Origin of the sequence: Streptomyces sp. NPDC048462 (assembly GCF_043200175.1) — a bacterium.
GTDB lineage: Bacteria > Actinomycetota > Actinomycetes > Streptomycetales > Streptomycetaceae > Streptomyces.
In genome coordinates this window covers 79,236-102,361 of record NZ_JBICXG010000005.1, presented here as the reverse complement: position 1 = coordinate 102,361, position 23,126 = coordinate 79,236, and the positions used below count along the sequence as shown (strand labels likewise).

General features: G+C 72.0%; 23 protein-coding genes and 1 pseudogene. 13 read left to right on the top strand and 11 right to left on the bottom strand.

What is annotated here, in order from left to right; translation table 11 throughout:
* The first annotated feature begins 104 nt into the window (after positions 1 to 104).
* From ACGFU6_RS11360 to ACGFU6_RS11325, 8 genes are all read left to right on the top strand, one after another.
* Complete coding sequence (locus ACGFU6_RS11360) at positions 105 to 1,058, top strand: DUF1177 domain-containing protein (protein WP_393609888.1); 954 nt, start codon at positions 105 to 107, stop codon at positions 1,056 to 1,058.
* Positions 1,058 to 2,449 (top strand): cytosine permease, encoded by a 1,392-nt coding sequence (locus ACGFU6_RS11355; protein ID WP_393609887.1) that lies wholly within the window; start codon positions 1,058 to 1,060, stop codon positions 2,447 to 2,449. Before ACGFU6_RS11360 ends, ACGFU6_RS11355 begins: the two co-directional genes overlap by 1 nt.
* The gene (locus ACGFU6_RS11350) at positions 2,446 to 3,774 is read left to right on the top strand and encodes a M20/M25/M40 family metallo-hydrolase (RefSeq protein ID WP_393609886.1); all 1,329 of its coding nucleotides are present in this window, start codon (positions 2,446 to 2,448) and stop codon (positions 3,772 to 3,774) included. The genes ACGFU6_RS11355 and ACGFU6_RS11350 overlap by 4 nt, the downstream gene beginning before the upstream one ends.
* A gap of 249 nt (positions 3,775 to 4,023) precedes the next feature.
* Complete coding sequence (locus ACGFU6_RS11345; RefSeq protein WP_393609884.1) at positions 4,024 to 5,649, top strand: chitobiase/beta-hexosaminidase C-terminal domain-containing protein; 1,626 nt, start codon at positions 4,024 to 4,026, stop codon at positions 5,647 to 5,649.
* Positions 5,650 to 5,832: 183 nt separating this feature from the next.
* A complete protein-coding gene (locus ACGFU6_RS11340; RefSeq protein ID WP_393610301.1) occupies positions 5,833 to 6,420 on the top strand; it encodes a class I SAM-dependent methyltransferase in 588 nt (195 codons plus the stop codon).
* A gap of 68 nt (positions 6,421 to 6,488) precedes the next feature.
* Positions 6,489 to 7,433, top strand: coding sequence for an N-acetylmuramoyl-L-alanine amidase (locus ACGFU6_RS11335; protein WP_393609882.1), 945 nt, complete (start codon positions 6,489 to 6,491; stop codon positions 7,431 to 7,433).
* Between the two features lie 220 nt (positions 7,434 to 7,653).
* Positions 7,654 to 8,484, top strand: a complete 831-nt coding sequence (locus ACGFU6_RS11330; protein WP_393609881.1) for a hypothetical protein — start codon at positions 7,654 to 7,656, stop codon at positions 8,482 to 8,484.
* A 113-nt stretch (positions 8,485 to 8,597) separates the two neighbouring features.
* Positions 8,598 to 9,608 carry an LLM class F420-dependent oxidoreductase gene (locus ACGFU6_RS11325; RefSeq protein ID WP_393609879.1) on the top strand — a complete coding sequence of 337 codons (1,011 nt, stop codon included), beginning with the start codon at positions 8,598 to 8,600 and terminating at the stop codon, positions 9,606 to 9,608.
* A 41-nt stretch (positions 9,609 to 9,649) separates the two neighbouring features.
* On the opposite strand, the gene ACGFU6_RS11320 is transcribed toward ACGFU6_RS11325, so the two are convergent.
* The 4 genes from ACGFU6_RS11320 to ACGFU6_RS11305 form a co-directional block, all read right to left on the bottom strand.
* Positions 9,650 to 10,450: an SAM-dependent methyltransferase gene (locus tag ACGFU6_RS11320; protein ID WP_393609877.1), complete on the bottom strand. Its 801-nt coding sequence runs from the start codon at positions 10,448 to 10,450 to the stop codon at positions 9,650 to 9,652.
* Between the two features lie 183 nt (positions 10,451 to 10,633).
* Entirely contained in the window at positions 10,634 to 11,674 is a 1,041-nt protein-coding gene (locus tag ACGFU6_RS11315) for an iron-containing redox enzyme family protein (protein WP_393609875.1), read from the bottom strand.
* A complete protein-coding gene (locus tag ACGFU6_RS11310) occupies positions 11,671 to 11,964 on the bottom strand; it encodes a CDGSH iron-sulfur domain-containing protein (protein ID WP_393609874.1) in 294 nt (97 codons plus the stop codon). Before ACGFU6_RS11310 ends, ACGFU6_RS11315 begins: the two co-directional genes overlap by 4 nt.
* Positions 11,945 to 12,640 carry a HemK2/MTQ2 family protein methyltransferase gene (locus ACGFU6_RS11305; RefSeq protein WP_393609872.1) on the bottom strand — a complete coding sequence of 232 codons (696 nt, stop codon included), beginning with the start codon at positions 12,638 to 12,640 and terminating at the stop codon, positions 11,945 to 11,947. The genes ACGFU6_RS11310 and ACGFU6_RS11305 overlap by 20 nt, the downstream gene beginning before the upstream one ends.
* Positions 12,641 to 12,818: 178 nt before the next feature.
* On the opposite strand from ACGFU6_RS11305, the gene ACGFU6_RS11300 reads away from it, so the two are divergent.
* Together ACGFU6_RS11300 and ACGFU6_RS11295 are read left to right on the top strand one after the other, a co-directional pair.
* Positions 12,819 to 13,190 (top strand): VOC family protein, encoded by a 372-nt coding sequence (locus ACGFU6_RS11300; RefSeq protein ID WP_393610300.1) that lies wholly within the window; start codon positions 12,819 to 12,821, stop codon positions 13,188 to 13,190.
* 32 nt (positions 13,191 to 13,222) lie between these two features.
* Positions 13,223 to 13,750: pseudogene (locus ACGFU6_RS11295) on the top strand (endonuclease); the annotation flags it as partial.
* 207 nt (positions 13,751 to 13,957) lie between these two features.
* Here ACGFU6_RS11295 and ACGFU6_RS11290 read toward each other — a convergent pair.
* The 4 genes from ACGFU6_RS11290 to ACGFU6_RS11275 form a co-directional block, all read right to left on the bottom strand.
* Positions 13,958 to 14,524, bottom strand: coding sequence for a type 1 glutamine amidotransferase domain-containing protein (locus ACGFU6_RS11290; protein ID WP_393609871.1), 567 nt, complete (start codon positions 14,522 to 14,524; stop codon positions 13,958 to 13,960).
* Between the two features lie 131 nt (positions 14,525 to 14,655).
* Positions 14,656 to 15,687 carry a PHP domain-containing protein gene (locus ACGFU6_RS11285; RefSeq protein WP_393610298.1) on the bottom strand — a complete coding sequence of 344 codons (1,032 nt, stop codon included), beginning with the start codon at positions 15,685 to 15,687 and terminating at the stop codon, positions 14,656 to 14,658.
* Between the two features lie 100 nt (positions 15,688 to 15,787).
* Positions 15,788 to 16,567: a maleylpyruvate isomerase family mycothiol-dependent enzyme gene (locus ACGFU6_RS11280; protein ID WP_393609869.1), complete on the bottom strand. Its 780-nt coding sequence runs from the start codon at positions 16,565 to 16,567 to the stop codon at positions 15,788 to 15,790.
* Positions 16,568 to 16,609: 42 nt separating this feature from the next.
* A complete protein-coding gene (locus tag ACGFU6_RS11275) occupies positions 16,610 to 17,161 on the bottom strand; it encodes a hypothetical protein (protein WP_393609868.1) in 552 nt (183 codons plus the stop codon).
* 140 nt (positions 17,162 to 17,301) lie between these two features.
* Between ACGFU6_RS11275 and ACGFU6_RS11270 the strand changes: the two genes are divergently transcribed.
* Positions 17,302 to 17,592, top strand: coding sequence for a hypothetical protein (locus tag ACGFU6_RS11270; protein WP_393609866.1), 291 nt, complete (start codon positions 17,302 to 17,304; stop codon positions 17,590 to 17,592).
* Positions 17,593 to 17,614: 22 nt separating this feature from the next.
* On the opposite strand, the gene ACGFU6_RS11265 is transcribed toward ACGFU6_RS11270, so the two are convergent.
* From ACGFU6_RS11265 to ACGFU6_RS11255, 3 genes are all read right to left on the bottom strand, one after another.
* Positions 17,615 to 18,688 (bottom strand): prenyltransferase, encoded by a 1,074-nt coding sequence (locus ACGFU6_RS11265; RefSeq protein ID WP_393609865.1) that lies wholly within the window; start codon positions 18,686 to 18,688, stop codon positions 17,615 to 17,617.
* Positions 18,685 to 19,461, bottom strand: coding sequence for a class I SAM-dependent methyltransferase (locus tag ACGFU6_RS11260; protein ID WP_393609863.1), 777 nt, complete (start codon positions 19,459 to 19,461; stop codon positions 18,685 to 18,687). The genes ACGFU6_RS11265 and ACGFU6_RS11260 overlap by 4 nt, the downstream gene beginning before the upstream one ends.
* Positions 19,462 to 19,528: 67 nt before the next feature.
* Positions 19,529 to 20,869: a glycosyltransferase family 4 protein gene (locus ACGFU6_RS11255; protein ID WP_393609862.1), complete on the bottom strand. Its 1,341-nt coding sequence runs from the start codon at positions 20,867 to 20,869 to the stop codon at positions 19,529 to 19,531.
* Between the two features lie 230 nt (positions 20,870 to 21,099).
* Here ACGFU6_RS11255 and ACGFU6_RS11250 point away from each other — a divergent pair, with 230 nt between their 5' ends.
* Entirely contained in the window at positions 21,100 to 21,711 is a 612-nt protein-coding gene (locus tag ACGFU6_RS11250; RefSeq protein WP_393609860.1) for a TetR family transcriptional regulator, read from the top strand.
* 134 nt (positions 21,712 to 21,845) lie between these two features.
* Positions 21,846 to 23,126 (top strand): substrate-binding domain-containing protein, encoded by a 1,281-nt coding sequence (locus ACGFU6_RS11245; RefSeq protein WP_393609858.1) that lies wholly within the window; start codon positions 21,846 to 21,848, stop codon positions 23,124 to 23,126.

Here is a 23,126-nt window from a genome sequence, read left to right as displayed (position 1 = left end):
GCTCAACGCTATCCGATCCCGACTCTGCTCTCAGCACCCCGTCCGGCGTCCCACTCCCTGCCGGGCGCCGGACGGGTGTGATGGATGCGCGAGAAAGGCCCCCCATGCTGAAGTACGTACTGGACATCGTCGACCTCCTCGACGACCCGCAGGCCAACGGCAAGACGGTCGTCGAGTACCTCGACTCCGTGGCCGGTGCCGAGGGCTCGTCGGCGGAGGTCACCACGGTCGCCGGCGAGCGGGGCTCGACGGACTTCGTGATGGTCCGCATCCCCGGCTCCCGGGGCCGCACGGCCGGGGGCACCGCCCGCACCCTCGGTGTGGTCGGCCGGCTCGGCGGCATCGGCGCCCGGCCCGAGATGACCGGCCTGGTCTCCGACGCCGACGGGGCCGTCTCCGCCGTCGCCACCGCCGCGAAGCTGCTCGACATGCGCCGCCGCGGCGATGTGCTGCCCGGCGATGTGATCGTCGCCACCCACATCTGCCCGGACGCGCCGACCGAGCCGCACGACCCGGTGCCGTTCATGGGCTCGCCCGTGGACATCGCCACCATGAACCGCCACGAGGTGAGCGACGCCATGGAGGCCGTGCTCTCCATCGACACCACCAAGGGCAACCGCATCATCAACCACAAGGGCCTGGCCCTGTCGCCCACCGTCAAGGAGGGCTGGGTGCTCCGGGTCAGCGAGCAGCTCGGTGAGCTGCTGGCCGTGGTGACGGGTGAGCCGTTGGTCACGTACCCCGTGACCACACAGGACATCACGCCGTACGGTAATGGGGCACACCACATCAATTCGATCCTCCAGCCCTCCACCGCCACGGCCGCTCCCGTGGTCGGTCTGGCGGTCACCTCGGCCGCCGCGGTGCCGGGCTGCCAGACGGGCGCGAGTCACGAGAGCGACATCGCGTCCGCCGCCCGCTACGCCGTCGAGGTCGCCAAGGCCTACGGCGCGGGCCACCTGGACTTCCACGACGCGGTGGAGTTCGACAACCTCGTCAACCGCTACGGGTCGCTGTCCCACCTGCAGACCTTCGGCCGCACACCCCAGGAGTCCTGATGGCTGCCGCCCCGCAGGCCGACGCCGCGGTCCACGAGACCAAGAGCATCGGCAGCGACGACTACTCGCTCTCGCGCGTCCCGCGCGACAAGCGGTTCGGCTTCTGGTCCATGCTGCTCCAGTGGCTGGCCCAGTCCGGTTCGATCTCGCAGTTCACGCTCGGCGCCACCATCGGCGTCGGCATGACCTTCGGCAACGCCTTCCTCGCCTTCACGCTCGGCGCGGTGATCCTGGAGATCGTGATCTTCGCGATCGGTCTGGCCGGGATGCGCGAGGGTCTCGCGACCCCGATGCTGACCCGCTGGGTGGGCTTCGGCCGCAACGGCTCCGCGCTGGTCAGCTTCGTCATCGCGGTCAGCCTGGTCGGCTGGTTCGGCGTCCAGAACACGATCTTCGGCAACAGCGTCTCGGAGCTGGTCGGCGGACCGTCCTGGATGTGGTGCGTGCTGGCGGGCATAGCCATCACCGCCCTGGTGATCTTCGGCTTCAAGTACATGGCCAACTTCGCGAAGATCGTCACCCCGCTCTTCTTCGCCATGGTCGCCTTCTCCGTCATCCGCACCCTGAGCGACCACTCCTTCAGCGACCTGATCCACTCGCCGCCGCCCGGCGACACGATCCCGCTGGCCGTCGCCGCCACCGCCATCGCGGGCGGCTACATGACGGGCGCGATCGTCTCCCCCGAGATGACCCGCTACAACCGCAAGGGCTCGCACGTCTTCCTGCAGAGCGCCTCCTCGATGATCCTCTCCGAGTACATCGTCGGCCTGACCGGCGTGCTCCTGGGCCACCTGGTCAAGAGCAACGAGGTCTCGCACATCGTGCTCTCCACCTCCGGCGCCTTCGGCGTCATCGTGGTCCTGATGTCCACGGCGAAGATCAACGACTGGAACCTGTACGGCTCCTCGCTCGGCGTCGTCAACTTCTTCCAGGTCGTCTTCGGCAAGCGGATCCACCGCGGCGCCGTCACCATCGTCCTGGGCATCGCGGGCACGCTCCTGTCCGCGGTCGGGATCATGACCCACTTCACCGAGTTCCTCACGATCCTCGGTGTCGCCATCCCGCCCATCGGCGGCATCATCGTGGCCGAGTACTGGGTCGTGAAGAAGATGCGCAAGCCGCTGGACGAGACCCGCGAGGCCGAGACCCTGCCGGCGACCTCGCCGACCTGGGTGCCGATGTCCATCGTCATCTGGATCGTCGCCTTCTGCGTCGGCAAGTTCTACGACGGCGGCATACCGGCCCTGAACTCGCTGGCCACCGCCTTCGTCCTGTACTGCGTGCTCGGCCTGCTGGGCTGGGTGAAGCCGTACGGCACCTCCACCACCCAGGACGACGAGGACAGCGCTGTCCCCGACGCCCGCACCACCACCTCCGTGGGAGCAGCATGAGCACCACCGAACCCACCGCACCCCTGGTCCCGGCCTCCGACGAGGCCCAGGCCGAGGTCGTCGACCTCTGCGCCGAACTGATCAGGTTCGACACCTCCAACCCCACCAGCGACGAGCGCGCGAGTGCCGAGTGGGTGGTGGGCCGCCTCGCGGAGGTGGGCATCGAATCGGAGCTCATCGAGTCCGCGCCGGGCCGGGCCAGCGTCATCGCCAGGATCGCCGGCAGCGACCCGGAGCGGGGCTCCCTGATGGTCCACGGCCATCTGGACGTGGTCCCCGCCGACGCCTCCGAGTGGCAGGTGCCGCCGTTCTCCGGCGAGATCCGGGACGGCTACCTGTGGGGCCGGGGCGCGATCGACATGAAGGACACGGTGGCCGTCATGCTGGCCACCGCCCGGCACTTCGCCCGCACCGGCACCAAGCCCTCGCGCGACCTGGTCCTGGCCTTCCTCGCCGACGAGGAGGCGGGCGGCAAGTTCGGCGCCCACTGGCTGGTCGAGCACCGCCCGGAGCTGTTCGCCGGGGTCACCGAGGCGATCGGCGAGGGCGGCGGGTTCTCCTTCGCCATCGACGACACCCGGCGCCTCTACCCGATCGAGAACGCCCAGCGCGGCATGGCCTGGATGGAGCTCACCGCCACCGGCCGGGCCGGTCACGGCTCCTCCCCCAACGACGAGAACGCGGTCACCGACCTCGCCGAGTCGCTGACCCGGATCGGCCGCGAGACCTTCCCGATCCGGCTGATCGAACCGGTCCGCGCCCTGCTGGAAGAAGCCGCCCGCCTCTACGGCGTCGAGTTCGACGAGAACGACATCGAGGGCAGCCTGGCCCGCCTGGGCCCGGTCTCCGACTTCATGCAGGTGGTGCTCCGCAACTCCGCGAACCCCACCATGTTCAACGCCGGCTACCAGACCAACGTCATCCCCGGAAAGGCCACCGCCCGCGTCGACGGCCGCTTCCTGCCCGGTCACGAGCAGGAGCTGATCGACACGATCGACCGGCTGCTGCTCCCCTCGGTCAGCCGCGAGTGGGTCAACCACGACATCGCGATGGAGACCACGTTCGACGGCCCGCTCGTCGACGCCATGTGCGACGCGGTGCGCGCCGAGGACCCGGACGGCCACCCGGTGCCGTACTGCAACCCCGGCGGTACGGACGCCAAGGCCTTCACCCACCTGGGCATCCGCTGCTTCGGCTTCAAGGGCCTGAAGCTCCCGCACGACCTGGACTACGGCCGCCTCTTCCACGGCGTGGACGAGCGCGTCCCGCTGGAGGGACTGCGCTTCGGCGTCCGCGTCATGACCCGACTCTGGCAGAGCTGCTGACCGCTGCGTCACGGCCCTGCCAGGGGCCCGCCCCGACCCGGGCTCACCCCTCCCGTACGCCCCCGCCGACTCCTTCGGCGGGGGCGTACGGCGTGCGGCGGGACCGCGCCACGGACATTCACGGGCACTTCACCGGAAGGCCGGCCGGCTCACCCCTCCGGCTGGTCCGCGCTGCCTAACGTCGATGGTTCAGACCGGTTATCGGTCCGTTATCACGCCATCACGCTGTCGCGCAGACAAGGAACCCCCGTGAGACTCACCCCGCTCGTGATCGCCTCGGCCGCCCTGGCGCTCGCCGCACCGGCCGCCGTCCCGGCCACCGCCCAGGCCCGGCCGCAGTCCGCCCCGCCGGCCGCACCCGGTGTCAGCGTCCCCGGCGGACGGTACGACCACACGGTGTCCCTGAAGTTCCGCGCCGGGCACGGCGACACCGTCCGCTACACGCTGGACGGCAGGACCCCGACCCGGGAGAGCCGGGCCTACCGCCCCGGCCGGCCGCTGCGGATCACCGAGGACACCAACGTCACGGCCGTCGCCTTCCGGGGCGGCCGGGCCAGTGTTCCCGTCGCGTACGGCTATCTGATCAAGACGAAGGAGAAGCCGCTAGCCCGCTTCGTCGTCATGTCGGACGTCCACGTCGGCGACCACGAGAACAACGACAAGAAGTACGAGAGCTTCTTCGACACCATCGGCTCGGTCTTCCCGCACCCGGACGCGATCCTGTCGAACGGCGACATGATCAACGACAACGGCGACGGCAAGGGCCCGGACCACCGGATCGTCTCGGACATCTTCCGCTCGAATCTGAAGCGCAAGGGCATGACCGGCACCCAGCTGCTCATCTCCAACGGCAACCACGACGACAGCCTCGCCGCGATCCGGGCCGGCTATCCGAAGGCCTGGTTCCCCGACTCGGGCGGCGGCTACTACGAGTCCGACGTCAAGGGCGTCCACCTGCTCACGGTGAACACCGAGACCTACGACGGCGACGCCTCGCAGCGCACCTGGCTGAAGAACCGGCTGACCGCGCTCACCACCGGCCCGGGAGCCTCCCGCAAGCCGGTCCTGGTCCAGGGCCACCGGCCCACGACCGGCACCACGATGGACGGCCAGCAGGCAAGCAACCCGGGGCTGGCCGCGGACCTGAGCGCCTTCCCGCAGGCGATCCTCTTCTCCGGCCACTCGCACCTCAACGTCAACGACGACCGGTCCATGTACCAGCGCGACTTCACCTCCGTCAACGACGGCTCGATGTCGTACGTGGAGGTCGACCACGGCTACCAGATGGTGACGGACAACGGGCTCGCGGACCGCTTCGAGGCGCCGACCGCGCAGGCGCTCTTCGTCGAGATCTACAAGGACCGCACCGAGATCGACCGCATCAACATGGCCGCCGACAAGCACGACATCTACACCGGCGGCCAGTGGTCGGCGAGCTGGCAGCCGCCGTACGCGAGCGCCGGGACGCTCGCCGGTCCGGGCTGGACCGTACGCCTGAAGGGCAGCACGAACCAGCAGATCAAGGACAACTTCCGCTACACCGCGGCCCGTCGCAACACGGTGGCCCCGCAGTTCACCACCCGCAGGCCGGTGACGACGGCGCGCGTCGCCGGGGGCGGCACGGCGCTGCGTGTCACGCAGGCCGTGGACGACCAGATAGTGCACCACTACCAGGTCGACATCACGGACACGGCGACCGGCGCGAAGGTCCTCTCGTCCGAGGTGCTGTCCGACTACTACTTCATGCCCCGCCCCAACGCCCTGGACATCCCGGTCCCGGACGCGGTGGCCGGTCACCGCTACCGGGCGGACGTCGTCGCGGTCGACGCCTACGGAAACGCCGCCCGCCCCGTCTCGCTGACCTTCACCGGCTGAGCCGGCGGACGTGGCCGCGGGGGCTCTGTGCCCCCTCGGCCCGGCGGACCCCGCGCGCACCGGCGGCACGGGCGTGCGGCACGATGGGGCGCCGTCGACACCGCCCCCAGCACCAGGAGGAAGCCCGTGGCCGCCGAGCCCAAGCCGGAGATTCTTGCCGCGTTCCAGGCCGCGAAGGGCTTCATGCCGGTGGTGGAGGGGCTGGCCCTGTACGCGGCCGCCGCCGAGGCCGCCGCGCTCGGGCTGCCGCTCCTCGAGGTGGGCACGTACTGCGGGCGCTCCACCATCCTGCTCGCGGACGCCGCCCGCGCCGCGGGGGCCACGGCCCTCACCGTCGACCACCACCGGGGCAGCGAGGAGCAGCAGCCCGGCTGGGAGTACCACGATCCCACCGTGGTGGACCCGGAGGTCGGCCGGATGGACACGCTGCCCACCTTCCGCCGGACGCTGCACGCGGCCGGTCTGGAGGAGCACGTGGTGGCGCTGGTGGGGCGCTCCCCGCAGGTCGCGGCCGTCTGGGGCGGGCTGCTCGGTCTGGTCTTCATCGACGGCGGCCACACCGACGAGCACGCGAACGGCGACTACGAGGGCTGGGCCCCGCATGTGGCCGATGGCGGGCTGCTGGTGATCCACGACGTGTTCCCCGACCCGGCGCACGGCGGCCAGGCCCCGTACCGGATCTATCTGCGGGCGCTGGCCTCCGGGGCGTTCACCGAGGTCTCGGTCACCGACTCGCTGCGCGTCCTGCGGCGCACCGGGCCGGGGATCTGACGGCGGCGCCCGCCGGGGAGGCCGTCGGGCCACCGGACGCCGGACGGGCCGCCGGATAGCATCGCCGGGTGCGTGACGACGAGAGCGTTCCCCCCACCCCGCGCCGCCCGGCCCTGTTCGCCGCCGCGACGCTGACCGTGATGTGTCTGGGCGCGGCCGGCTGCGGCGGCGGCGACACCGCGCAGGCCCGGCCCGGCGCGGCCGGTGCGGCCGCCGGGTCGCCGTCCGCGGCGACGGCCTCCTCGCCGGTCCCGGCCTCCCCGTCGCCGGTGCACAGCAGCCCGGCCCCGGCCAAGCACCGGCCCGCCGCGTCGGCTTCGGCGGCGGAGGGCCCGTCCGGCCCGCTGACGGGGAAGACGGTCGTGATCGACCCCGGGCACAACCCGCGCAACCACCTGCACACCGCCGAGATCGCCCGGCAGGTGGACATCGGCACCACGCACAAGGAGTGCGACACCACCGGAACCTCCACCGACTCCGGTTACGCGGAAGCCGAGTTCACCCTCGACGTGGCGCACCGGATGCGCACACTGCTGCGGGCGCAGGGCGCGAAGGTGGTGCTGACATACGACAACGACCGGGCGTTCGGCCCCTGCGTGGACGAACGGGCCCGGATCGGCAACAAGGCCGGGGCGGACGCGGTCGTCTCGGTCCACGCGGACGGCTCGGCGGTCGGCAACCGGGGCTTCCATGTGATTCTTCCCGCACCGGTGCGCGGCGGCGGCGCGGACACCACGGAGATCGTCGGCCCGTCGCGTGATCTCGGTACGCGTATCGCCGGACTCTTCGTCCGCACTACCGGAAGTGCGCCTTCCAATTACATCGGCGGCAATACCGGACTGGACACCCGCAAGGATCTGGGTGGACTTAATTTGTCTACCGTGCCCAAAGTCTTCATCGAATGCGGCAATATGCGTGATCCGAAGGACGCGGCCCTGCTCACCAGTGCGGGCTGGCGCCAGAAGGCGGCTCAGGGCATCGCCGACGGCATCAGCAGCTACCTCAACGGGTAGTAAGAGGTGGTTCTGCGATGAATTCGGGAGGATGCCCGACCAACGTCCGGACGGGGGGCACAACCCGCTCGGGCAGACGATAGATTCATCCGTACGATGGGGAGCCGCCCCCGAGCTTCGCGCCGTGCCCGCCGTACCGGTGGCAGCGACGACCGCCCCGACGAGACGACCCACTAAGGACCTTCACGTGAATATCCGCTCCCTCACTCGAGGCGATGGCGTGGTGATCGGAGCAGCGGTCGTGCTGTTCATCGCCTCTTTCCTCGACTACTTCTCCTACGGGAACTCCGACATCGACGCACCGAACTCCTGGGATTCGCTGGGCAATGCGATCGGTGTCTACCTGGTCGGGGTGGCCGGTGCCGCGCTGATCGTGCTCTCCCGCTCGCAGCCCCAGCCGCGCAAGGTCGCCGGTCTGGACCTGGCCCAGTTCGGCGTGGCCGCCACGGTGTTCACCGCGTGGAACCTGTTCTGGACGATCATCGACCTCGGCCAGATCGACGCCGGCGCCGGTCTGATCCTCGGCCTGATCGCCGCTCTGGTGCTGGCCGGCGGCGCGGTCGCGTCGCCCCTGCTTCCGGCACTGAAGGCCCCGCTCGCGGGCGCCCCGAAGCCGCAGGCCGTGCACCCGCCGTACGGCGGTCAGCCGCAGCCCGGCCAGGGCTACGGCTACCCGGGCGCGCAGCAGCCGTCCTTCGGCGGCCAGCAGCCGGGCCAGCCGCAGCCGTACGGTGCCCAGCAGCCCGGTCACCCCGGCCAGCCCGGCCAGCCCGGCCAGCCCGGCCAGCCCGAGCCGCAGCAGGCGGCGGCGCCGGCCCAGCAGGCCCCGGCGGCCGACGCCGCGCCGGCCGGTGACTTCACCCCGTTCTGGTTCGCGGTTCCGGTGGCCCGTCCGCTGTACGGCGAGGACGGTTCGCCGGCCCCGATCGCCGAACTGGCTCCGGGTACCTGGTACCTCGCGGTCGAGCAGCGCGGTCCGGGCCTCATCGCCCAGACCCAGGACGGCCGTCGTGGCGTGCTCCAGGACACCACGGGCATCCAGCGCGGCTGATCACCGGCACACGCACCACCGACAGCGGCCCCCCGCCCCTTCCGGGCGGGGGGCCGCTGTCGTACCCTCCCGCTATATCTGATGCAGCGTCAGAAATACTGGGAGGCAGCGGCATGCGGCTCGGACTCGCTCTCGGATACTGGGGCCGCGGCCCGAACCCGGCCCACCTCGACCTTGCCCGCCAGGCCGAGGACCTCGGCTACTCCTCGGTGTGGACGGCGGAGGCCTGGGGGTCGGACGCCTTCACCCCGCTCACCTGGATCGCCGCCCACACCTCCCGCATCCGCCTCGGCACCGCCATCGCGCAGATGGCGGCCCGCACCCCGACCGCGACCGCGATGCACGCCCTGACCCTCGACCACCTCTCCGGCGGCCGGATGATGCTGGGCCTCGGCCTCTCCGGACCACAGGTGGTCGAGGGCTGGTACGGACGGCCGTTCCCCCGCAGCCCGCTGACCGCCACCCGCGAGTACGTGGACGTGGTGCGCCAGGTGCTGCGCCGCGAGGCACCGGTCGAGCTGGACGGCCGCTTCCACTCCCACCCGTACAACGGCCCGGACGCCACCGGGCTCGGCAGACCGCTGAAGCCGATCACCCATCCGCTGCGGGCCGGCCTTCCGTTGCTGCTCGGCGCGGAGGGGCCGAAGAACATCGCGCAGACCACCGGGATCGCGGACGGCTGGCTGCCGCTGTACTGGTCGCCGCTGCGCACCGATGTGTACGGGGCCTCCCTCACCGGCCTCCGCGACGGGTTCATGATCGCGCCGATGGCCCGCGCACAGGTCTGCGACGACGTCGCGGAGGGGCTGCTCCCGGTGAAGGCGATGCTCGGCTTCTACATCGGCGGCATGGGCACCGCCGCCCGCAACTTCCACGCGGACCTGATGGCGCGGATGGGGTTCGAGGATGAGGCGCGGCACGTCCAGGAACTGTTCCTCCAGGGCCGCAAGCAGGAGGCGGTGCTGGCCGTCCCGGACGCGTTCGCCGACGAGATCTCACTGGTCGGCCCCCGCGAACGCATCGCGGAACGCCTTGAGTTGTGGCGCAAGGGCCCGGTCACCGACCTCCTGGTGACCGCCCCGGACCCGCACACCCTGCGGGTGCTGGCGGAGCTGAACCAGTAGGGCCGCCTCCTGAGCCGGGCTCCCCTTCGCCCCGCTCGCTCCTACCGCTTGGCGGCCACGAATCCCCACTGGTCGACCGGCTCACCGACGACGGGCTCCTCGGGGCGCCACAGGCTGATCGAGCCGAAGCCCGGCTCCACCAGGTCGAGTCCGTCCGCGAAGGCCTCCATGGCCTCCTTGGGGCGCGAGATGTACGGCATCGCACCGCCACTGGCGTACTCCTCGGAACCGGCCTCGGTCTCCGGAGTCCCGATGGTGTCGCACAGCATCAGATGACTGCCCGCGGGCAGCGCGTCCAGGTAGCCGCGGAGCAGCGCCGCGGCCTCGTCCGAGTCCGCGACGTGTCCCAGCGTCGAGAGCAGCATCACGGCCACCGGCTTGTCGAGGTCCAGCGTCCGGGCGGCCTCGCGCAGCACCGTCTTCGCGTCCGTCAGGTCCGCGTGCACATAGTCCGTCGCCCCTTCGGGCCGGCTGGTCAGCAGGGCACGCGCGTGCGCCAGGACGATCGGGTCGTTGTCCACGTACACGATGCGGGCGGCCGGTTCGACGTCCTGGGCGACCTCGTGCGTCGCGTTCGCCGTCGGGAGACCGGTGCCGAGATCCAGGAACTGCCGCACCCCCGCCTCACGGGCCAGATAGCGCACGGCTCGCGCCTGGAACGCCCTGGAGGCGCGCGCTATGTCGATGATCTGCGGGTACAGCTCCTCCATCGTCGCTCCGAGCCGGCGGTCCACCTCGTAGTTGTCCTTGCCGCCCAGCCAGTAGTTCCACACCCGCGCCGAATGCGGTGTCCCCGTGTCGATCCCGTCCACCGGCGTCCGGGTGCCCTGCTCGTCAGTCATCGGCCCTCTTCGAGTCGTACATCGGCCGCGCGGACGACCCCCGTACCGCGCGCACCCATGCTTCCTCACCAGCAACGTCCGCACCAGCCCGGCGGGTGAGCAACTCCCTTACGGGGCAAGGAGGCAGAGGACCGGCGGCCGGGGCTCAGCCGGGTGCCGGCGGAGCTGAACCAGCAGGGCCGGCTACCGGTGGTCCGGCGGCCGCAGCGGTGCGCGCAGGCTGGAGCGGCCCCGGCGCCAGGCGGAGAGCGTCCTGTCGCCCAGCCGCGCGTCCAGCAGGTTCGTCGCCTCGATACCGAAGGCCACGTCCGCCTCCAGCCAGGGTTCCTCCTCCAGCAGACCGCCGACGACCTCGCGGCGCACCACCTGCTCGTGGACGGCGTCGGCCTCCACGTGCTCGGCGTAGAAACGCACCGCCGCCGCGCCCGCGTCCGCCCGCCGCATCGCCTCCGCCAGCCGCCGGGAGGCCGGGGAGGACGTGACCTCGACCGAGGCGAAATGGCCCACCAGGGCGCCCCGCAGCGCCCGGTGCAGGCCGAACACCGACATCAGGTTGACGCTCGCCAGCATCTCCGCCGCCGCCACGTCCACGTACCGGCCGTACGTCGTGTCCAGGCCCAGGTCCGTCATCAGGTCCGCGAAGAGCCTGGAATGCATCCGGTCGGCCGCGCCGGCGCCGAACTCGTCGAACTCCACCGCGACCATGCCGGCCTTGGCGCGGCCCCGCAGCCGGGGAATCACCCAGGCATGCGGATCGGCCTCCTTGAGGTGGTAGAGCGACCGCTGCGCGGCATACTCCCGCAGCTGCCACAGCTCACCCTCGTCCCGGAGGAAGTGGGACAGGCCCTTGCCGTCCGGCGGCTCGACGAGAATCCCGGCGAACGCCTCGTCCACGCTGTGCGGCGCGGCCTCGGTGTCCGTGCGCAGCGCGTCCAGGAAGCGGCGTTCCAGGCCCGCCCGCAGCCCGAGGAGTTCCGGATTCCACTCCCAGCCGGGGTCGGCGTCGCGGAACCCGCGGTAGTGCAGCTCGTAACAGACATAGAGCGCCAGGTGCAGGTCCTCGCCGTACGGATCGGCCCCGTCGACCGCCCCGCCCGTGGGCAGGGCGTGCTCGCCGCCGGGGCGGGTGCGCAGCGCGCGCAGGACCGCGTGGCTGAGTTCTCCACGGCCTGCCGGGGGAATCGGCCCGGACCGGTGGGCGGCCGCGTCTTCCGCAGTGCTCACGTGCCGGGCTCCTCACCGGGGCTCCGGCGTCCCGCCCGCTCGGCGTCCGGCGCCGGCCGGCTTGCGGTGCGCGGTTCGCGGTCCGCGCGGGCGCCGGCCCCGCGCCGGTGGCTGGTGTCGCACCAGGGGTAGGCGCGGCTGCGCCGGCAGACGCACAGGGCCACGGTGAACCGGTCCGAGGTCACCGTGCTCCCGTCGTCGAGGGTCACCTCGACCGGGCCTTCGAGCAGCACCGGCCCCTCCCGGGTCGGTGTGACGCGCCTCGGCCGGTCACTCGCTGCGTTCGGCACGGATGATCACCAGCTCTTCCTTGTCGTCACCGGGCCCGACCAGGCCACGGTCCAGCAGCCACTGCCGCCGCCCCGCCAGCACGGGCCCGAAGGGCACGGACCGGCGGTCGGTCACCTCGGCGGGCAGGCCCGCGTGCCCCAGCCGGTCCAGCGTCTCGGTTACCCCGCACAGGGCGGAGTGAACCAGCAGCAGCGCCCCGCCGGGCCTGAGCAGCCCGGCGGCTCCGGCGCACAGCCGGTCGATGACCAGGCGGCCGTTGTTCCCGGCGTCCCATGCCCGGCTTGAGCCCCGCCCGGGCAGGGCCGCGTCCGGCGCCGGCACGTAGGGCGGATTGCTGAGGATGAGGTCGAACCGCCTGCCGGCCGCCGGGGCCAGCAGGTCGCCCCGGACCGCTTCGGCCCGCACCCCGGCGAGCGCCGCGTTCAGGCGGGTGGCCAGAACCGCGCGGCGGGTGCGGTCCACGGCGGTGACGCGCGCGCCCCGCCGGGCCGCGGCGAGAGCGAGGAAACCCGACCCCGTCCCGACGTCCAGGACTGTCGTCCCGGCGCGGACGGCTTCCCGGGCGAGCGCCTCACGCAGCAGAAGGGTGTCCTCCTGGGGCGCGTAGACGCCCCTCGGCACCATCATCCGGCCGGTGCGGTCGTAGGTACCGAGCAGACCGAGGAATCCGAGCATCGACTCACCTCTCACCACTGCGCGACACGCTCACGTCACCCTGCAACCATCGCCCAGTACCCCCGGCGGCGCACTTCTCACGTCCTGGTGCCGAGGTGTCCGCCGCAGGGCCGCGGTTTAGCTTGGACATGGAGGGAACGTGTTCCTGTCCCTGTGTGTCGACGTTCAGGAGGACGCGATGGCCGTCGCCACGTTCAGCCTGGTGGCTCTGGACTGCCCGGAGCCGGAACCGCTGGCCCGTTTCTACGCGGATGTGCTCGGGGGCGAGGTGAAGCGTTTTGCGGACGACTGGTACGACCTGTACCTGCCCGGTGGCACGCGGCTCGCTTTCCAGCGGGCGTCCGGGTACCGGGCGCCGGACTGGCCCCGTGCCGATGACAACTCCCAGCAGTCACACCTTGACTTCGATGTCGACGACATGGAAGCGGGCCGGGAGCGGGTGCTCGCGCTGGGTGCCACGGCGCTGGATCTGGACGACCGGGGCGGCGAGCGCGGATTCCGCGTCTTCGCGGACCCGGTCGGACATCCCTTCTGCCTGTGCCGACGGTAGATCCGCCGTGCCGGGCGACGACGGGCACGGGCGCCACGAGACCGAGGAGGAGCGGGCCGACCGCAACTGGACGGATCTGCTCCGACGGCATGCGCACCCCTCGCCGCATGCTCGACAGGACGTGGCAGCAACGCGTGGACGCCCTCGGCAAGGGGGGCTACCGCCGCTACGACGAGAAGACCGCCGAGCAGCTCGGCGAAGGCGCCGAGCTGCTGCTCGACGAGTACGGCGGCGACCTGCGACGCCTTCGCCGCTCCGCCGACGGCGATCTCGACGCCCTGTGCGCCGGACTGCGCCGGACACCGGGCGTGGGACCGGCCGGCGCGGACATCTTCCTGCGCGAAGCGCAGGCGGTGTGGCCCGAGACGGCCCCGTTCCTCGACAAGAAGGCGCTGCGGGGCGCGGAGCGGCTGGGGCTGCCCTGCGCACCGGAGAAGCTGGTCCGGCTGGCGGAGCGGGCCCACCCCGCGGGCCCCCACGGGCCCGCGGTCCTCGCGGCGGCGCTGGTACGCGCGGCACTGGACAAGGACATCGTGGCGGACCTGCGGGGGCGTGGGTGACGGACCTGGACGCGCTCAGGGCTTGAGTACGGCCTTGGCCCAGAACTGACCCAAGCAGAAAGGCAGTTGCCCCTCCTGTGTCAGTCGGTCGGAGCCGCAGGTATGGGTGGGGTGGCGGCCCGGGGCGCCGGACAACGCCCCTCTCCACCATGCGCGCGACGGACTCCCCTCGCAGAGGGCGAGGGCCCCGTTGACGCCTCGCGGAGCTCAGGAGCCGACGAGGGCCTTGTTGATCGCGTCGATGAAGACGTCGAGGTCCTTGGGCGTCCGGGAGGTGACCAGGGTGCAGGGGCCCTCACTGTCACTGACGACGGGCTCGTCGACCCAGGCCGCGGCGCCGGCGTTGCGGATGTCGGTCTGCAGCGAGGGGTACGACGTGAGGGTCCTGCCCCGGACGAGGCCGGCCTCCACAAGGGCCCAGGGGCCGTGGCAGATGGCCGCGATCGGGCGGCCGGAGGCGGCGAAGGCCCTGACGATGGCGAGGGCCTTCTCGTCGAGGCGCAACTGGTCGGCGTTCAGCGTGCCGCCGGGAATCAGCAGGAGCTGGCGTTCACCCGGGTCCACCTGGTCGAACGTCGTGTCCGGGTCGACGCTCTCACCCGGGTCCTTGTCACCCACCAGGGTCTGTACCGGCTCGGCGGACGCGGCCGCGACGGTGACCTCGGCCCCGTCGTCCCGCAGCCGTCGCAGCGGTACCAGCAACTCGTCCTGCTCGACTCCGTAGTTGGTGACGAGGACCAGCACGCGGTGTCCGTTCAGGGGCTTGTCGGTCATGATGCGCCTTTCCTTCTCGTGTTGTTCAGCCTTCTTGCTCTTGCGTTCAGCCTTCTCTCTCGCGCCCTCGGCCGTCTTGTCCCGTGCCTTGAGGGCGGGTGCCCGTGCGGGTACCCCTTCTCCCGCCGTCCTCACGTTCCCGGGATCACGCCCTCGCCCGTCCAGGCCAGCAGCTCGTCCGCCGTCCACGTCGTGACGACGCGCTCCGCGGGGACCTCGCACTCCTCGGCGCGGGCGCAGCCGTGGATCTGCCAGTCAAGCTGGCCGGGTGCGTGCGCGTCGGTGTCGAGGGCGAACAGGGTGCCCGCCCCGACGGCCCGGCGCAGCAGCCGCCGGGGCGGGTCGAGGCGCTCGGGTCTGCTGTTGATCTCCACCGCCGTGCCCGCCTCCGCGCAGGCGGCGAAGACCTCGTCCGCGTCGAACCGCGACTCCGGGCGGCCCCGGCCGGTGAGCAGCCGGCCGGTGCAGTGGCCGAGGACGTTCGCCTGCGGGTGGCGGACGGCCGCGAGGAGGCGCCGGGTCATCGGTCCGGGGTCCATCCGCAGCTTGGAGTGGACGGAGACGACCACCAGGTCCAGGCGCTCCAGCAGCTCGTCCTCCTGGTCGAGGGTGCCGTCGAGGTTGATGTCGCACTCGATGCCGGTGAGCAGCCGGAACGGCGCCCAGCGCTCGTTGAGTGCGGCCACCTCGTCCAACTGCCGGCGCAGCCGCTCGGGCGAGAGCCCGTTGGCCACGGTCAGCCGGGGAGAGTGGTCGGTGAGCACGGCCCAGTCGTGGCCGAGCGCCGCCGCCGTGCGGCCCATCTCCTCGATCGGGCTGCCGCCGTCCGACCAGTCGGAGTGCAGATGGCAGTCACCGCGCAGCAGTGCGAGCAGCCGCTCACCGCCCTCGGCGAGCGGTCCGCTCTCCTCGGTCTCGGTCTCCAGCCGCTCCAGGTAGCCGGGCACCTCTCCGGCCACCGCCTCCCGGACGACCTGCGCGGTCCTGGGACCGATGCCCTTGACCCGCTCCAGCGAGCCGTTCGTCACCCGCTGGACGGCCTCCCCGTCGGCCATGGCGGCGACGGTGCGGGCGGCCGTGCGGAAGGCCTGGACGCGGTAGGTGTCCGCGCTGCCGCGCTCCAGCAGGAAGGCGATCCGTTCCAGGGCCCGGACCGGGTCCATCGCCACCTCCTCGCCGGACGGGACGGGCTGCCGTACCAGCTTGGCGCAGCGAGGCCCGGCCCGCACACCGGCCCCCGCACACCGGCCGGGGTCCGGCCGGTCAGCCGAAGGAGGAGCGCGCCAGCCAGAAGTCCAGGAGCTCCGCGTCGCCCAGGACCTCGACCCGGTCGCTGTCCGGGGAGAGACGGCGGTTGAAGACCAGCATCAGGTCGGTGAGCGGGCCCCGCAGCGCCACGGTGGCCCTGTCGTGCGCGCGGCGCCAGGTGAAGCCGTCCTCGCCGAACTCGATCAGCCACTCGGCGCCGGGGGCGTCGGTGGCGTGCAGGTGGATGGAGCGCCCGGCGCCGCGCAGCTCAGCCGCCTCCGGGTCGTCTCCGGAGGAGGCGGAGAAGGCGACGATGTCCAGCCATTCGTCGATGGTGTCCGCCGCCAGGTCGGGCGCCATCGCGTAGGGCACCTTCGCGGCCAGGGCGGCGTCCGCCTGGTGGACGACGGTCTCGATCGCCGCGCGCCGTGCCCAGAACCCGGCGCTGTGGTCCCAGGACCAGGACCAGACCGGCAGGTCCGGCCCCGCCTCCCGCAGCGCCCCGGCGGTCTGCGCCGCCCCCTGGGCCAGCCAGGCATCCAGCTCCGCGGGGTCGTCGCCCCCGGGGGTGAAGTCCGCCACCCTGTCCTCCGGCAGCTCCTCGGTGGCCCGGGTGCGCACGATCTCCCCGATCCAGCGGTGGGCGCCGCCGACGTGGACGGCGAGCTCGCGCAGCGTCCACTCGGGGCAGGTCGGTACGGTCGCATCGAGGTCGCCGTCGGCCACCGCAGCCCTCAACGCGTCTGTTCTCAGAACGATTTCGTCGCAGTAGCGCTTGTGCGTGAGTTGGCTCATGCCCCGCAGCCTAAGGGCTGTCCCGAGCGTCGCTCCCGCCCTTTATCCGCCGAGCTGCGACGTGGAGGGGACCTTGTCCTTCACCTCGGCGCCCGCGCTCTTCCCGGCGTCCTTGATGCCGCTGATGACGCTCTCGAAGGCGCCGATGTCGCCCTCTCCCGCCTCGCCCTTGCGGAGCTTGGTGGCGAGGCCCTTGAGCGAGGCGATGCCGGCGGTCAGCGGTGCGACGGCCTTCGCGAGCAGCGGGTCACCCTTGGCGTTCTCGGTGGCGGCCTTGAGCCTGTTGTAGGCGAAGCCGCCCGCGAGTCCGGCCTTGACCAGCGCGAAGGTCCGCCCGTCGGTGCCCTTCTTGAACTTGCCGGCCCGGTACGGCTTGACGACCCACTGGTAGGTGGCGCCCGCGGCGAGCCCCGCGTTGGCGACGAACCGCGTCTTGGCGAACTTCTGCGCCTCGGCCGAGGACGTGCCGGAGGGCGACGCCGAACTGCTGCTCGTCGTGCTGTCGTCGTCGCCGCACGCGGTGGTGCCCATCAGTACGGCGCAGCACAGCAGCAGCGCCATGAGCAGACGGCGGAGCGGTACGGAACGGGGCACGGCGGGCCTCCCTGGCCGGGCACATCACGACGGGCGCCGGGGCCCGGCACTCCCCCGCAAGGCTGGCGCCGGCCCGGGCGGCCCGCCACCGGGGTACGCCGTCCGGGTTTCACTCAACGGAAAGCGGCAATCCGCAGTCCATGTCGTACTCAAGAGGCAACGGAAGCAGCACCGCAGCACGTGTCATAGCCGTGGTGGCGGACATCATGGCTTTCATCATCATCCTGTGGATCCTGATGTACCTGCTCGATGCCAACCCGGACAACGGTCTGGTCGAGTTCGTACGGCACACCGCCCGCTGGCTCGCCGGCTGGTCGTACGACCTGTTCACCTTCGACGAGGAGTGGGCCCGCGTCGTCGCCGGCTACGGCCTCGCGGCCGTGGTGTACCTGTTCATCGGGCACGCCGTCGCGGGCCGCATCCGCCGCTGAGGCCGACGGGCCCGCCTGCCGCTCAGCCGCAGCAGTCCGGCTCCAGTCCCTTCGGCAGCCGCTCCCCGCTGAAGACCGCGGTGGTCGCCTCGTCCCCACCGAGCGCGGCCACCGCCAGCAGCAGCGAACCGGCGGTCCAGGCGGTGCGTTCCTCGGGCCAGAACGCCCGCTTGCCCTCGAAGACGTACCCCGTCCAGTACATCCCGTCCCCGGCCCGCAGGTGCTGGATGGACTGCAGGATCTCCAGGGCCCGGTCGGACTCGCCCATCACCCAGAGCGCCAGGGCGAGTTCGCAGCTCTCGCCACCGGTCACCCAGGGGTTGGGCAGCACGCAGCGCACGCCGAGGTCCGGGACGACGAAGCGGTCCCAGCCCTCCTCGATCCGCCTGGTGGCCGCCGGGCCTTCGAGCGCGCCGCCGAGGACCGGGTAGTACCAGTCCATCGAGTAGTGGCTCTTGTCCAAGAAGCGTTCCGGGTGGCTGCGGATCGCGTGGGCGAGTGCGCCGGTCGCCAGCTCCCAGTCGGGCTGCGGCTCCTCGCGGCTCTCCGCGATGGCCAGCGCGCAGCGCAGCGCCTGGTGGATGGAGGAGGAGCCGGTCAGCAGCGCATCCGTCACCGGGGTGCCGTCGGCCTCCTGCTTCCAGCCGATCTGGCCGCCGGGCTGCTGGAGCCGCAGCACGAACTCGACGGCGGCGAAGACGGTCGGCCACATCCGGTCGACGAAGGCGTCGTCGCCGGTGGCCAGGTAGTGGTGCCAGACGCCGACGGCCACGTAGGCGCAGAAGTTGGTCTCCAGGCCCCGGTCGGTGGGCCGCGACGGATCGCCGTCGTGGTAGGCGGCGTACCAGGAACCGTCGTCGTTCTGGTGACGGGCCAGCCACTCGTACGCGCGTTCCGCGGCCTCGTGCTCACCTGCGGCGTCCAGCGCCATGGCGGCCTCGGTGTGGTCCCACGGGTCGAGGTGGTGCCCTCGGAACCAGGGCAGGGCGCCGTCCTCGCACTGCACGGCCAGCAGCGCGGCGACGGTCTCGGTGGCCTGCCCGGCGGTGAGCACTCCGGGCAGCACGAGGTGTTCGGTGCGCTCGGGAAGTGTCACGCCCCGGCCCCGGCGGCGTGGTCGGCCTGCGCCGGGGCGTCGGTGGCCGCGGTGGCGGGCAGGTGCGGCTTGGTCGCGTAGGCGACGAAGCTCTTGCCGACGACCGGGTTGAGCAATTGCTCCGCGACCCTGGTCGCCATCGGCTTCTTCATGATGTCCCAGACCAGCAGCTTGTGGTACGCCCGCACCGGCAGCGCCTTGTCATTGTCGACGCCGAAGGCGCACTTGAGCCACCAGTAGGGCGAGTGCAGTGCGTGCGCGTGGTGGGTGCCGTACGGCTTGAGGCCGGCGCCGCGCATCTTGCCGAGCAGCTCGTCGGCCCTGTAGATGCGGATGTGGCCGCCCTCGACCTCGTGGTAGGCGTCGGAGAGCGACCAGCAGACCTTCTCGGGACCGTAGCGCGGCACCGTGACGGCGATCCGGCCGCCGGGCCTGAGCACCCGGACCATCTCGGCGAGCACGCCCTTGTCGTCGGGGATGTGCTCCATCACCTCGGAGATGATCACGACGTCGAAGGAGTCGTCGGGGAACGGGAGGTTGAGCGCGTCGCCCTCCATCGCGGTGGCGGTGGCGCCCTCCGGGGCCTCGCCCTCCTCCTTCATCGCGGCGAACCACTTCGCGACCTCGCGGATCTCCTCGCCGTTCTGGTCGAGAGCCACCACCTGGGCGCCGCGCCGGTAGCACTCGAAGGCGTGGCGTCCGGCGCCGCACCCCAGGTCGAGCACTCGGTCACCTGCGGCGAGCGGGAAGCGGGTGAAATCCACGGTCAGCACGAATGCCTGCTTTCGCGGTCGGGGTTCGAAGGGGGCGGGACGCGGAGGCGTCGGGGGTGGTGCGGAGTCAGCGGCGGCCGTCGGGCCCGGTGGCGGCGCGGGCGGCGATGGCCTCACGGTAGAGCGCGGCGGTGCCGATGGCCGCCTGCTTCCAGGTGAACCGGGCGAGGACCCGGGCGCGGCCCGCCGCCCCGAGCCGCTCGCGCAGCGCGGGATCACGGAGCAGCCGGCCGAGCGCGTCGGCCAGGGCCCCGGCGTCGGCGGGCGGGACCGCGAGACAGGTCTCGCCGTCCGGGCCCGCGACCTCGGGGATCGCGCCGCCGGTGGTCGCGACGAGCGGGGTGCCGGTGGCCATGGCCTCGGCGGCGGGCAGCGAGAAGCCCTCGTACAGCGAGGGGACGCAGGCGATCTGGGCGCCGCGCACCAGGTCGACGAGTTCGGCGTCGCTGATGCCCTTGACGAACTCGACCGCGTCCCCGAGGCCGTGACGCTCGATGGCCTGCGCGACGGGTCCGTCCTCGGCCCGCCGGCCGACGACCACGAGGTGCGCCGCGGGGTTCTCGGTACGGAGCTTGGCGAGCGCCTCGACGAGGTGGACGAGGCCCTTGAGCGGGACGTCGGCGCTGGAGGTGGTGACGATCCGGCCCTCGACCTCGGCGACGGCGGGGTCGGGCGACCACAGGTCGGTGTCGGCGCCGATGTGCACGACGTGGACGCGGCCGGGCTCGACCCCGAGGTGCTCGACGATCTCCTGCTTGGAGGAGCCGGAGACGGTGAGCACGGACGGCAGCCTGCGCGCGACCCGCTTCTGCATCCGGGTGAAGGCGTACCAGCGGCGCACGGAGGCGCGGCGGCGGCGGGTCGGGGCGGCGTCCAGGTCGAGCTTTCGATCGACGGTGATGGGGTGGTGGATCGTGGTGACAAGGGGGGCGCCGAGGTCGGCGAGGAGCCCGTAGCCGAGGGTCTGGTTGTCGTGGATGACGTCGAACTCGCCGCTCCTGGCGGCGAGATGGCGTCTGGCGCGCAGGCTGAAGGTGAGCGGTTCGGGGAATCCGCCGGTCCACATGGTGGCGACCTCGGTGGCGTCGATCCAGTCCCGGTACTCGCCGGGCTTCGGGGTGCGGAACGGGTCGGGCTGCCGGTAGAGGTCCAGGCTCGGCAGCTCGGTGAGCGGGACGCCCTCGTCGAGCACGGGGTAGGGCTGGGCGCCGATCACCTCGACACTGTGGCCCAGGCGGGCGAGCTCGCGGGCGAGGTGGCGCACGTAGACGCCCTGGCCGCCGCAGAAGGGATTGCCCTTGTAGGTGAGGAGTGCGATGCGCAACGGCCGGTCGCCTTCGGTGCCTGCCTCCGTGTCCGACGTACCGACGCCCGTGCGGGGGCCCGACTCTATGGCCTCAGCGGTCACACTCGGCCCCCTTCTCACTGCGTGTTCGCCGGAGCGTAACCGCTCACGCTAATCTAGAACAAGTTATAGACCGGATCGTTCAACAAGCTACGAATCTACCGGCAGGTAGCGACGGTGCAACGGCCGGATCAGGTGATTCGCGCCACGGCACACACCCTGGCATGCTGTGCGCCGCCGGACCGGCCTTCGCGTCCTCGCGGTCGCGGACAGAAGCCACGGGGATGGGACACATGACAGCGGAAGCCAGACCGGCATCGCCGCCCCTGACGGAACGCCAGGAGGCCCGCCGCCGCCGCATCCTGCACGCCAGTGCGCAGCTCGCCAGCAGGGGCGGTTTCGAGGCCGTCCAGATGCGCGAGGTGGCGGAGGCCGCCGGGGTCGCCCTGGGCACCCTGTACCGCTACTTCCCGTCCAAGGTCCACCTGCTGGTCGCCACCATGCAGGACCAGCTCCAGCACATGCACGGCACGCTGCGCAAACGTCCCCCCGCCGGGGCCGACGCCGCGGACCGGGTCGCCGACACCCTGATGCGGGCGTTCCGCGCGCTCCAGCGGGAACCGCATCTGGCGGACGCGATGGTGCGCGCGCTGACCTTCGCGGACCGCAGCGTGAGCCCCGAGGTGGACACCGTCTCGCGCCTCACCACGGCGATCATTCTGGACTCGATGGGGCTCGAGCACCCGACGCCCGAGCAGCTCTCGGCCGTCCGGGTGATCGAGCACACCTGGCACTCGGCGCTGATCACCTGGCTGTCCGGCCGGGCGTCGATCGCACAGGTGAAGATAGACATCGAGACGGTGTGCCGGCTGATCGACGTGACGGCGCCGGACCAGGCCCGCTGAGCGGCCGGGCGCCGCCCATGTGCGGTGCCCACACGCATCGCCGGTCAGGTGAGGTGCCCTGCACCATATCGACGACGGCACGGTGTTCATACGGTTCGGCGACATCACAGGAACACGCCGAGGAGCCGGTCACCATGCGTCGCAGAGCCAGCGATACGAGCAGAGCCCGCACAACCGGCGGGGCCACCCGCACCGCCCGCCCCGCAGCCCTGCCGGCCGTCGCCGCACTGGCCGCCGCCGGCCTGCTGCTGACCGGGTGCAGCGCCGCCGGGAAGGCGGGCAGCGAGGACGCCGGGGCCGGGAAGTCCGCCGGCACGTCGAGTGTGAAGGTGGGCCTGGTCTACTCGCGGACGGGGCTGCTCGCGGACTACGGCAAGCAGTACCGGGACGGCTTCATGGCGGGCCTGGACTACGCGACCAAGGGCACCGGCAAGGTCGCGGGCCACCGCATCGAGGTCACCGAGCAGGACGACGCGGGCGACCCCGGCAAGGCCGTCTCGGCGGCGAAGAACCTGATCGGCAAGGGCTACAAGGTGCTGGCCGGCACCACCGACTCCGGCGTCGCCCTCCAGATGGCGCCGCTCGCCGCCCAGAACAAGGTGCTGTACATCAGCGGGCCGGCCGCCACCGACGCGGTGACCGGCATCAACGACTACACCTTCCGCTCGGGCCGCCAGTCCTACCAGGACATCCTCACGGCGGGCGCGATGCTCGGGGACGCCAAGGGCAAGAAGGTCACGGTGCTCGCCCAGGACTCCACCTTCGGCCAGGCGAACGTCGCCGCGGTCAAGGCGGTGCTCGGCGCGAAGGGCGCGAAGGTGGGCTCCGTGCTGGCGCCGCCCAGCGCGACGGACCTGACGCCGTTCGCCCGGCAGGTCAAGGCGGGCGGGCCGGATCTGGTCTTCGTGGCCTGGGCCGGCTCCACCGCGCCGGCCCTGTGGACCGCACTGGACCAGCAGGGCGTGCTGGGCGCGGGCAAGGTCGTCACCGGGCTGGCCGGGACCGCCTCGTACCCGGTCTTCGGAGCGGCGGGGGCCAAGGTGTCGTTCCTGGCGCACTACTTCCCGGGCGCGGGCGGCGGCAACGCGGTGGAGAAGGCGATGCTCGGCTCGGTGCGGAAGGCCGGCGGCACCCCCGACCTGTTCACCCCGGACGGTTTCACCGCGGCCCAGATGGTCGTGCGCGCCGTGGCCGGGGGCAGCGCCACCGACCCGGCCGCGATGGTGAAGGCCCTGGAGGGCTGGTCCTTCGACGGGGTGAAGGGCAAGGCGCAGGTCCGGGCCGAGGACCACGCCCTGGTGCAGCCGATGTTCGTGGCCCGGCTGACCGGCAAGGGCGCCGCCGCGAAGCCGGAGCTGCTGGACACCGAGCCGATGGACGCCGTGGCGCCGCCGGTGAAGCCCTCGGCGGGCTGA

What these genes read in the sequence shown, in the direction of transcription:
- ACGFU6_RS11285 (WP_393610298.1), bottom strand. Translation starts at nt 15,687, where the DNA reads ATGGACCCGGTCCGGGCCCTGGAACGGATCGCCTTCCTGCTGGAGCGC.
- ACGFU6_RS11250 (WP_393609860.1), top strand. Translation starts at nt 21,100, where the DNA reads ATGACAGCGGAAGCCAGACCGGCATCGCCGCCCCTGACGGAACGCCAG.
- ACGFU6_RS11350 (WP_393609886.1), top strand. Translation starts at nt 2,446, where the DNA reads ATGAGCACCACCGAACCCACCGCACCCCTGGTCCCGGCCTCCGACGAG.
- ACGFU6_RS11320 (WP_393609877.1), bottom strand. Translation starts at nt 10,450, where the DNA reads ATGACTGACGAGCAGGGCACCCGGACGCCGGTGGACGGGATCGACACG.
- ACGFU6_RS11270 (WP_393609866.1), top strand. Translation starts at nt 17,302, where the DNA reads ATGTCGTACTCAAGAGGCAACGGAAGCAGCACCGCAGCACGTGTCATA.
- ACGFU6_RS11290 (WP_393609871.1), bottom strand. Translation starts at nt 14,524, where the DNA reads ATGACCGACAAGCCCCTGAACGGACACCGCGTGCTGGTCCTCGTCACC.
- ACGFU6_RS11360 (WP_393609888.1), top strand. Translation starts at nt 105, where the DNA reads ATGCTGAAGTACGTACTGGACATCGTCGACCTCCTCGACGACCCGCAG.
- ACGFU6_RS11340 (WP_393610301.1), top strand. Translation starts at nt 5,833, where the DNA reads ATGCCGGTGGTGGAGGGGCTGGCCCTGTACGCGGCCGCCGCCGAGGCC.
- ACGFU6_RS11325 (WP_393609879.1), top strand. Translation starts at nt 8,598, where the DNA reads ATGCGGCTCGGACTCGCTCTCGGATACTGGGGCCGCGGCCCGAACCCG.
- ACGFU6_RS11355 (WP_393609887.1), top strand. Translation starts at nt 1,058, where the DNA reads ATGGCTGCCGCCCCGCAGGCCGACGCCGCGGTCCACGAGACCAAGAGC.
- ACGFU6_RS11280 (WP_393609869.1), bottom strand. Translation starts at nt 16,567, where the DNA reads ATGAGCCAACTCACGCACAAGCGCTACTGCGACGAAATCGTTCTGAGA.
- ACGFU6_RS11300 (WP_393610300.1), top strand. Translation starts at nt 12,819, where the DNA reads ATGGCCGTCGCCACGTTCAGCCTGGTGGCTCTGGACTGCCCGGAGCCG.
- ACGFU6_RS11245 (WP_393609858.1), top strand. Translation starts at nt 21,846, where the DNA reads ATGCGTCGCAGAGCCAGCGATACGAGCAGAGCCCGCACAACCGGCGGG.
- ACGFU6_RS11305 (WP_393609872.1), bottom strand. Translation starts at nt 12,640, where the DNA reads ATGCTCGGATTCCTCGGTCTGCTCGGTACCTACGACCGCACCGGCCGG.